Source organism: Candidatus Poribacteria bacterium (genome assembly GCA_021162805.1).
Taxonomy (GTDB): Bacteria; Poribacteria; WGA-4E; order B28-G17; family B28-G17; genus JAGGXZ01.
On sequence record JAGGXZ010000127.1, the window covers coordinates 1 to 7074 of the forward strand.

The following is a 7074-nucleotide window of genomic DNA, read 5'->3' on the forward strand; positions in this document are numbered from 1 at the left end:
ACCTCTACTGCGTATCAGGAGGAAGTGGGAGGGAGGAGTGGAGGTTCGGGACGGGTGGGGGTGTGTATAGCTCCCCAGCGATAGGAGATGTGGACGGGGACGGGCGGGCTGAGATAGCGGTTGCAAGCTGGGATGGCTGGCTGTATCTTTTGAAGGTGAAAGGAGAGAGGGGGCAGGAGGCAGGGGAGATACTTTGGGCGAGGTGGCACGGAGACGGTTTCGGGACAGGGCTTTTGGAGAACGCACTCTCCTACGGGCTGGCATCAAAGACGGGGACGACCGACGAGTGGACTCCGGGCGAATTCGTCCCTCCCACCAAACAGCCCCCATTCCTTGAGCTTTCCCTCTCATTCAGGGACGTCTCAGGGGACGACATACTTGAGGGACTTGAAACGGGCAGGCTCACCGTCTCCGTCTCCAACACGGGCGAGGGTCCCTCCTACGGTCTCTCCCTCAGCGTTAGCCTGAAGCCAGCCTCCATCGCAAAGATGATTGAGGTCCAAACCCCCGAAAGTATAAAACGGATAAAGCCGGGCGAGACCAAGCGGGTGAGCCTGAGGCTGAAGGCGGACGTGAACCTGCCCACAGGAGAAGCGGTCGTGGTCGTAAGCGGGAAGGAACGGAGCGAATACGACCCTATGCCAGTTTTCATCAAAATCAAGACCAGAAGGTTTAAAAAGCCCCTCCTTCAGCTATCCGAGATTGAGATAGTGGACGACGGTAGCGGGTTCTCATCCGGAAACGGCGACGGCGTCATTCAAAACGGCGAAACCGTAGAGGTTCACGGGAGCTTGAGGAACATCGGCGAGGGAGAGGGGAAAGGAGTCAGGGTGAGCGTGGAATCCTCCGCATCGGGAGTGGAAATCCGTCATCAGCCTGATTTCTCGGGAGACATACCCTCCGGCGGGGAGGCGAGGGTGAGGTTTGCGGTGGCGGTCAGCAGGACGTTCGGGGAGAGCTACATCCCGATTTCCGTTCGGTATCTTGACGCTCGTGGGTTCGGTTCAAGCCAGGAGATCACCCTGAATTGCGAGCTGGTGAAGCCGGTCTTGAGCATCACGACATCGGTCTTTGACGGCGGGAGTGGGCTTTCAAGGGGTAACGGGAACGGGATTCTGGAAAGGGGCGAAAGGGTTGAGCTTAGGGTGAGGGTCAGAAACGAGGGCGAGCTTGAGGCAAGGGGGGTGAAGCTCTCCCTGAGCGGGCTTGAAAGGGGAATACGTCGGGTGAAAGGTGAGGCTGAGCTTGGGAGAATCCCGCCGGGACGTGAGGTAGCAGGTTCGCTATCGGTCCATCTCGGAAGGTCAGGGAGGTTCAAGCTGACGGTGAAGGCGGAGCAGGAGGATTTTGAGGGAAGCAGTGCGGAGGTTGAGCTTGACGTCAAAGAGCGGATACCGCCTGAGATACCGGGGGAGATTCCGGCGAGCGAGGAGGTCAGCCCGCCATTGGTGATTATAACTGAGCCGAAGGGTGAGAGGACGGACAGGGGTTCGGTCAAACTCTCCGCAGTGATTACGGACGAAAAGAGGGAGATAAAGGAGGTGAAGGTATACCTCAACGGTGTGGAGGTGAAGGGGAGAGGGGTGTCGGTAGTGCCTTCGGGGAGGGAGGTCAGGATTGAGCGGGAGCTTTACCTGAAGGAGGGGTGGAACAGGATAGAGGTGGTGGCGACGAACGGGGTGAAGGAGGGTAGGGGGATAAAGGTGATAAGGTATGAGGCGGTGTTTGACCCGACGGGAGTTTACAGGAGGAAGCACGCACTGGTGGTTGGCGTGGACAGGTATGAACATCTCCCGCCGAAATTACAGCTTGGGTATGCGGTGTCGGACGCAGAGGCGATGGCGAAGTTGCTGAAGGAGTATGGATTTGAGGTCAAGCTACTGATTAACGCGACGAAGGGGGAGATAGAGAGGGAGCTTGCGAGACTTGCAGACAAGAGGGTGGTCTCGGAGAATGATGCAGTTCTGTTCTTCTTCGCCGGGCATGGGCAATCGGTGAGGTTGCCGGAGGGGGAGATGGGCTTCCTGATACCGAGCGATGCGGACGTAAACCTTTCGGACCCGTCGGATGCAGGGGGATACATGGCGAGCGCTATACCGATGAGCAGGCTGAAGGAGTATGCCAAAGCGATACAGGCGAAGCACAGGCTTTTCATCCTGGACTGCTGTTTTTCGGGTTTGGCGACGGACAGGGGGATGAGGAAACTCTCAAAGGCTACCAGGAGACAGCTAAAGCTCTGGGCGAGGTTCAGGGCGGCGCAGGTGATAACTGCAGGGGGAAAGGGGCAGAGCGTGCCTGAGCGAGGGGATGTGGGGCACGGTGCGTTCACCTACGAGCTTTTGAAGGGTCTGAAGGGGCTTGCTGACCTTGACGACAACGGGATAATAACTGCGTCCGAGCTCGGCGTCTACCTCAAAAGAAAGATGGCGGACTACGGGCTGATGCCCCAACTGGGAACATACTTCGGGACGGAAGGGGACTTCATGTTCGTGAAGTGAAGGTGAAGAAATTGGCGGGGGGAACGTTGAAGGAGATAGGGGATTATGTGAAGGAGAAGGTCAGGCGGGAGACCGGGGACGTTCAGCATCCGGTATTGACGGGGCGATATGACGGTAACCTGCCCATGGCCGTTATTCCCATCGCCGATTCCACCGCTCGGTAATACCCACGGGCAGGCACGGGGGCCTGCTCCTACGATTTGCTGAAATATTCTTCCATCTCGCACGTTATTTATCAATGAGAACGGAGGTGATTCATGAGACGGCATCTGATAATCGGTCTTACTCTATCGCTCCTGTTCACCCTCATCGCCTGGGCCGAGGAGCCCGGATGGGTGGTAGAGGCCACGGGACAGGCGAGGATAATCGAGGGGAACGTCGAGGCAGCTGAGGCGCAGGCCGAGAGGGACGCCCTCAGAAACGCCCTCCAATACCAGATCGGAGTCAACATCAAAAGCCAGACCGTCGTCCATAACGCCGAGCTCGTAAGCGACGTCGTTGACGCCCATGTGGAGGGATACGCCAGGAAGCTGGGATATATCGAAAGACCCCATCCCGATCCCGAAAACCCCGGCTACATCCGCGTCAAACTCAAGGTCTGGGTCTCACCGGACATCCACGAGGTTATGGAGAAGCTGTCCAATCCGAGGGTCATCTTCGTCGGCGTGAAGGTCAGGACGGAGGATCTGGACGAGCGGCTCTCGAAGCTGGCTCGAGACAAATTCCACTCCACGCTCAGAAGCACGCTCATCGAGGCGGGATATGGGGAGGAGAGAAAGGATAAGAAGGAGCGAGATGAAGGTCCATACATCCCATGGCTGACGGAGGAACAGGTTGAGAGGGTCAGGAAGCTCATAGAGAAGCTCGCCGATACGAGCGTGCCGAGGGAGGAACGGGTTAGATCGGCCTCCCAGCTCTGGTCCAGCGGTCTCGGAGAGCTGGCCGATCTCTTCCTGATCGGCGAGATGAGCTTCTCCATGAGAGGTGCCGATGTCCCCGGCGGAGAGAGGTTCAAGAACCTCCGAAAGCTCAAGGTCGTCAACCTCGACGGAAACCTCCAGGTCGTCAGGTTGAACCCTGAGAGAGAGGTGGTCGAGCTGGTGATCGAGAAATGGGTGGAGGAGAGGGCCGTCCAGAAGGCCGACACCGCCGTGAGGTTGGTCGTTGATGACGTGAAGCCCAAGATCGAGGAGCTGATAGGTGAACTGCAGGAGAAGATGGGACCTCCCGACAGAACGGTCGTCCTCTACGTCAAAGGGCTGGAGGATCTCGATGGATATCGGGATTTCCAGGAGAAGCTGAGCGGGTATGAGCCCTACGGGGTGGAGAAGGTCAGAGGGGTCATCTTCGACGAGGTGATGAGCAAGTTCATACTGACCTTCTCCAAGCAGGCCCTGGTAGGTGGAGATCTCCCCCAGAGGGTTAGATATCTGGCGACCGTCATAAATCAGAGCCCCAACTGGAGGGTGGTCAAGACCGCCACCCGAACGATGATGGTCGAGCGCTCCCGACGATGAGGTCCGGACACACGGGCCTGCCCTTAAGGTTTGGAGTGGCCAATCATCTCATAGTCGTTCGTGTCATTTATGGCCATTTGCTGTTATTGATGGCGACGAAGCCAAATGACCATAAATGACTACAAATGACAATTCATTTCATGAGGAGGATATCGAATTGGCAAGGCCCGACATAGAGACGGTCATCGCCGAGCTCACGCCGGGACATAAAACGAGAAGATGGGTTTTAATCTCCGTGGCCCTCATCGCCTTTGCCGTGGGCATGGCCCTGTCGTATCAGTTCCTCATCAGGGAGAGGGTGGACCCCGATCTGCTGATCTCCGACGCCAAGCTGATGATGGGGAGGGATGAGTTCGAGGGGGCGATACCGAAGCTGAAGCTCGCCTATGAGCATGACGGGGATAACCCCGAGATATGCACCTTGCTCGCCATCTGTTTCGATCGGATCGGGAACGTCTCCGAGGCGATAAGATGGCAGAGGGAGGCGGTTCGGATCGAGCCCGAAAACCCGAACCTCAGGATGAAACTCGCCCTTCTGCTTGAGAAGGAGGGGCGGATCGGGGAGGCGATAGGGGAATGGGAGAGGATAGCCGAGCTTCAGCCCGATAACCCCTACGCCAAAGGCAAACTGGAGGAGCTGAGGATGAAGGACGACCGGTTGACCGCTCCCTCGACGGAATGAGCCCCAAATGGTTGTTGTTGGTGTTAACCATCTCCCAATGGCATGATAGAATTCAAATTGAATTACAAGTTATAAAAAGTAAGGACAAACGAGATGATGGCGAAAATCACAGTAAAGGGACAGGTGACAATCCCAAAAAAGATCAGGAAGATGCTTGGCATCGAATCAGGCGACTGGATCATCTTCTCCGTCGAAGGGGGAAAGGCGATGATATACCCCGTTAAGGGAACCCTCCTCGAATTGAAAGGTTCCTTGAAGCCCAAGAAGGTCCCCGAAAACCTAGATGAGGTTAGGGAGGAGGTTAAAAGGAATATAGCTGGGAGAGTGATTTATAACGCCTGTTGGGCTAGGGATAGGGGAATCCCCGACATCTATACGTTCGACAGGAGGCATTGCAGGAGATTGAGAGGGATAACGGCGCGCATTCCCGGCGAGGAACGGGAAAGAGGATAATCTATTGATTATCCTCTCCTTCTTCCCCTCTATAGCACAGCACATAGACACATCCAAGGGATTCGACTTCCTCGACAAGGAGCTTGGGCGTATAAGCAGAAGGGGATTAAGGGGAAGGAGAGTCGATACACTCGTGAAGGCATATCTGAAGGACGGAAAGGAACAGTGGCTGCTGATACACATAGAGGTTCAGGGGTATCCCCAGGAGGAGTTCTCGAAGAGGATGTATATCTACAACTATCGGATATTTGACAGATACAACAGGGATGTTGTGAGCCTGGCGGTGTTGAGCGACGAGGATGCTAGTTTCCGCCCTGGGCCATACCGGTTTGGGATAGGGGATTTCCATCTTGAGATGATCTACCCTGTGGTGAAGCTGCTGGATTACAGGGGTAGATGGGAGGAGTTGGAGGAGGACCCGAATCCCTTCTCAGTGGTTGTGATGGCCCATTTGAAGTCCCAGGAGACGAAGGGAAGGGGGCGGGAGAGGTTTGACTGGAAGGTGAGGCTGACGAGGATGTTGTATGAGAGAGGATATGGGAGGGAGGAGGTGCTGGGTTTATATCGGTTCATAGATTTGGTGATAAATCTGCCTGAAGATTTGGAGGAGGCATATCACGATGAAATCATCAAGGAAGAGGAGGTGAAAGGTATGCCGTATATCACCACGGCGGAGAGGATAGGGATGAGGAAGGGCATGTTGGAGGAGGCCCGTGAGATGGTGTTGGAGGCATTGGAGGAGAGGTTCGGGATCGTGCCTGAGGATGTGGAGAAAAGGATAAGGAGGATAGGAGATAGGGACATCTTGAAGCGGTTGCTTCGTTATGCCATTCGATGTGGTAGCTTGGAGGAGTTCGAGGAGAGGCTGGCTGGGGTATAGAGGTTCGGTAGGGACGCACCTATGTGCGCGTTCCATGGGGCAGACACATGGGTCTGCCCCTACGGCGGCGGGATGGATGGATATTGTGTGCACTCGATGATAGATAATTGATAACGGATCGGAAATGGATTAAAATATCCGTGTTCCGATGAGGAACGAGGGGAGAGGAGAAAGGAACGAGGAGATGAAAATCCTGGTTCCTCTCTCCTAGTTCCTCGTTCCTTCAGGTGGCATCTCCGCCGATGTGGTGGCGCAAGGCATTTCGCCCTTGGACAAGGAGGTAGAACATGAGCGGAAGACGTAAAATATCACGCCTTAATCCTATAATCCTCTTAATCCCTTTAATCCTTTCCTTCGCTCCTCACTTCTCCTACTCCGAGGAGCCTGGCGAGGTGGTTCGTGTGAACGAGCGTGTCGCTGATGGCGTTACACTCCTATGGAAGGGTTATGTGGGGAAGAAGAACTATGTTTTCACCTGCCATCCCCTCATCTTCGGGGACAGGATATACCATGCAAGCAATGGGGATAAGTTGAATAAAGCAGACCGCTGGGACAGGCTGTATTGCTTCTCAAGGGAAGGGCGTCTACTTTGGAGCTTCTCCCCGCCTGATGGTGGGGATACCAGCCTTAACGGCGTGGTCGCAACCCCTGAGTTCGTTGTGGTGGGGAGTGATAACGGATACGTCTACTGCGTCTCCCACAGCGGGGAGCTACTTTGGAAGTTCAAGACGGGTGGTAGTGTAAAGTCCTTCAGCGTAGGAGATGTAGACGGGGACGGTGAGATGGAGGTCTTGGCGGGGAGTATGGATAACAACCTCTACTGCGTATCGGGTGTAAGCGGAAGGGAGGAGTGGAGGTTCACGACAGGTAGTTTGGTGTGGAGCTCCCCAGCGATAGGGGACGTAGACGGAGATGGAGAGATGGAGGTGGTGGTAGGGAGTGAAGATGGAAACCTCTACTGCTTGTCAGGAGGGAGCGGTGGGGAGGAATGGAGGTTCAAGACGGGGGATAGTATTTTAAGTATTTTAAGCTCTCCGGCGATAG

Annotated in this window: 7 protein-coding genes; all 7 read left to right on the plus strand. The window is 55.4% G+C overall.

Going from position 1 to position 7074, the window contains the following annotated elements; all coding sequences use genetic code 11:
• Positions 1–2498: caspase family protein (locus tag J7M22_09870; protein MCD6506915.1), on the plus strand; the 2498-nt coding region annotated here is incomplete at its 5' end.
• Positions 2499–2500: 2 nt separating this feature from the next.
• Positions 2501–2662, plus strand: a complete 162-nt coding sequence (locus J7M22_09875) for a hypothetical protein (GenBank protein MCD6506916.1) — start codon at positions 2501–2503, stop codon at positions 2660–2662.
• 93 nt (positions 2663–2755) lie between these two features.
• Positions 2756–4015 carry a flagellar assembly protein T N-terminal domain-containing protein gene (locus J7M22_09880; GenBank protein ID MCD6506917.1) on the plus strand — a complete coding sequence of 420 codons (1260 nt, stop codon included), beginning with the start codon at positions 2756–2758 and terminating at the stop codon, positions 4013–4015.
• Positions 4016–4172: 157 nt separating this feature from the next.
• Complete coding sequence (locus tag J7M22_09885; protein ID MCD6506918.1) at positions 4173–4697, plus strand: tetratricopeptide repeat protein; 525 nt, start codon at positions 4173–4175, stop codon at positions 4695–4697.
• 93 nt (positions 4698–4790) lie between these two features.
• Positions 4791–5150, plus strand: a complete 360-nt coding sequence (locus tag J7M22_09890; GenBank protein ID MCD6506919.1) for an AbrB/MazE/SpoVT family DNA-binding domain-containing protein — start codon at positions 4791–4793, stop codon at positions 5148–5150.
• A 4-nt stretch (positions 5151–5154) separates the two neighbouring features.
• Complete coding sequence (locus tag J7M22_09895; protein ID MCD6506920.1) at positions 5155–6030, plus strand: hypothetical protein; 876 nt, start codon at positions 5155–5157, stop codon at positions 6028–6030.
• 401 nt (positions 6031–6431) lie between these two features.
• On the plus strand, positions 6432–7074 hold a 643-nt coding region (locus J7M22_09900; protein ID MCD6506921.1), incomplete at its 3' end, for a PQQ-like beta-propeller repeat protein.

What these genes read in the sequence shown, in the direction of transcription:
- J7M22_09880 (MCD6506917.1), top strand. Translation starts at nt 2,756, where the DNA reads ATGAGACGGCATCTGATAATCGGTCTTACTCTATCGCTCCTGTTCACC.
- J7M22_09890 (MCD6506919.1), top strand. Translation starts at nt 4,791, where the DNA reads ATGATGGCGAAAATCACAGTAAAGGGACAGGTGACAATCCCAAAAAAG.